The sequence below is a fragment of the Caulobacter sp. 17J65-9 genome (assembly GCF_010975005.1).
Classification (GTDB): Bacteria; Pseudomonadota; Alphaproteobacteria; order Caulobacterales; family Caulobacteraceae; genus 17J80-11.
Window position 1 is genome coordinate 1 of sequence record NZ_JAAIVC010000322.1, and the last position, 865, is coordinate 865.

Below are 865 nucleotides of genomic sequence, written 5' to 3' on the forward strand. Positions count from 1 at the left end.
GCGCGGCGTCCGCCACGGGCGCGTCCGGCGCCGCCTCGGCCGGCGCGGAGTCCGCGCTCACGGCGTCCAGGCCGAGCGCCGGCGTCTCCAGCGACGCCATCTCCAGCACGGCCGGCTCCAGGGTGACGGCCGCGCCCGCGCCCGGATCGAAGGCGGTCTGGTAAAGCGCGGGCTCTCCGCCGGCCCACATGCCGGTGAAGGCGCCCGGCCGGCCCTCGCCGCCGTTCCAGCGATAGAAGATGTGCGCCCCGATCTGCGCCACCTTGGTCAGGGTCGGGGCCCAGTACGGGGCGACGTAGTCGGCGTGATAGTGCGTCGCCGAGCCCACCTTGGTCATAACGAAACCGTCCAGCGCCGCCGCCGCCACCTGCCGCGCCCGCCGCCACACGGCCGGCTGCGGCGTGCGGTTCAGCGAGCCGTCGCAGGTGAAGGTGAACTGGCAGCCGGTGGTCCGCTGCGCGCCCTGGAACACCACCCCGCACACCGTCTTCGGATAGGCCGGATGGCGCATGCGGTTCAGCACCACCTGGGCGACCGCCTGCTGGCCCTCCAGGCTCTCGTATCCCGCCTCGTAGTAGACGGCCGCGGTCAGGCAATCGAGCGCGCGGTTGGCGTCCAGCAGGTCGACGGCCTTCAGGAAGAACGGCCGCGCCGCCGGATTGCCCTCGGCGGAAACCGGGATGCCGGCGTTCCACAGCCGCGCCAGGTCGGGCGTCAGCTCGCGCCAGCCCAGCGGGGCCGGGGCCGCGGTCGGGTCCGGCCCCAGCACCGCGGCGCCGCCCGCCAGCACGACCTCCGGCGCCGGCGCGATCCGTCGCGCCAGGGTGCGCATGGCCGGGTCCATGGCCGACGCCAGGGCGTCCAG

General features: G+C 75.3%; 1 protein-coding gene. It reads right to left on the minus strand.

The window, feature by feature from the left end:
• A partial coding sequence (locus G3573_RS21685) for a cell wall hydrolase (protein ID WP_163263689.1) occupies positions 1-865 on the minus strand: 865 nt, incomplete at both ends.